Origin of the sequence: Henriciella sp. (assembly GCF_049649345.1) — a bacterium.
Classification (GTDB): domain Bacteria; phylum Pseudomonadota; class Alphaproteobacteria; order Caulobacterales; family Hyphomonadaceae; genus Henriciella.
On the sequence record NZ_JBARZC010000036.1, the window covers coordinates 1 to 1,572 of the forward strand.

Genomic DNA, 1,572 nt, shown 5'->3' on the forward strand with positions numbered 1-1,572 from the left:
GTCCTTGATCGGGGACGCTATTGTAATCTCCCTGCACGGGCAAGATTGGCGATATTACGAAACGACGATGAGCGGCTTGCCGTAGTTCGAGCTACGTGGGTCCTGATCTTCCCCCAGCTACCCCGGGCCGTACGGCCGGGATCCAGTTATCAGGTGATACGGTCCCGGGGAACGCGCCGCGCGGGTGGCGCCGAGCTTTCACGTTTTATCAGGCTGTAGTCGAGGGTCATATGCTCACATTCGGCGTCGCTGCCCGCGCGCACGGCGCGAATACTTCGCGTCAACAGGTCGACAGCGGCATGCGACATGTCGCTGATCGGTTGGCGGATCGTCGTGATCTGCGGCCAGACCGTAGTCGCCAGCAGCGTGTCGTCGAAACCGGTCACCGTCAGCTCGCCGGGCACATCGATGTTGTTGCGGTGAGCGACTGAAATCGTCGCCGCCGCCATCTCGTCATTGCTCGCACAGATGGCCGTTGGAATCTCAGGCAGCGACAGCAGGCGGTCGGCCGCGTCCAGTCCGGAGCGATACGAGAAGCGGCCGGTGGCAACAAGTTCCGGGCGCCACTTGATACCCGCTGCTTCCAGTGCGTCGCGATAGCCGCTCTCGCGTACTTCGCTGACCAGATACTTCGGGTTGCCCGTTATGAACCCAATGCGCCGGTGACCAAGCCCGATAAGGTACTCAGTCATCGTGCGCACCGCGCTTCTGTCATCGATCATCACCGAAGAAATGCGCTCGCCGACCAGCTGCGGGCCCATCGTGACCGTCGGCACGTCGAGCTCTTTGAGCAGATTAAGCAGATCAAGCGAATCCGCGAGCGGCGGCACGAGCAGGACACCACTGATTCCGCCCTTCAGTTGATCCTTTATCGTCCGCTCCGCGTCCGCCTCGCCATCGCATTCTGCGACGACCAACTGCGTATCGTTCTCGCGAGCCTGCTCCAGTGCACCCAGCAGCGTCGCGCTCAAATACGTGCTGCTGGAGTTCGCGTACAGCAGGCAGACCTGCATCTGGCTTGCGCTGGCCAGGCTGCGGGCCGCCCGATTGGGCGAATAGCCGAGTTCGAGGATGGCGGTGTTAACCGCCGCGCGGGTGCTGTCGCGGACGTTGCCCTCGCTATTGATAACGCGGGATACAGTCATCGGCGAAACGCCGGCGCGAACGGCGACGTCGCTGATGGTTACCCGCGCATGATGGCGGCGAGCCGCTGCCTGCCTGATCTTGCGCACTTGGGTATTAGCAGCTATCGATTTCCAATATCCGGGCTGCGGACAGGCTGAGCCTTTTCCCATTCCCCCTGGTCGACGTTTCGAACCTTCTGGGTAAAGACAAAGGTGCCCTTTTTGTTACCAACCACCAGATCGATCAGCCCATCTCCATTGAGGTCTCCGCTTACCAGGCGCCGTCCGATTCCCGCCTCATCATCAATTTGATAAGGCACGAAATCCACGTCGCCATCCTCACGCGTCAACCGGAAATAATAGATCACCGGTGCCTGTCGGGACCCGGGGTCATTGAAGTCGTGAGCCCGGTACGTCTTTCCGGTCACTATGTCCTTCAGGCCGTCGC

At 60.9% G+C, this 1,572-nt stretch carries 1 protein-coding gene and 1 pseudogene; both read right to left on the reverse strand.

Annotation, left to right across the window (positions count from 1 at the left end; translation table 11 throughout):
* Positions 1-149: 149 nt before the first annotated feature.
* Positions 150-1,232 carry a LacI family DNA-binding transcriptional regulator gene (locus WA989_RS00925; protein WP_424338657.1) on the reverse strand — a complete coding sequence of 361 codons (1,083 nt, stop codon included), beginning with the start codon at positions 1,230-1,232 and terminating at the stop codon, positions 150-152.
* 14 nt (positions 1,233-1,246) lie between these two features.
* A pseudogene (locus WA989_RS00930) lies at positions 1,247-1,572 on the reverse strand (VCBS repeat-containing protein); the annotation flags it as partial.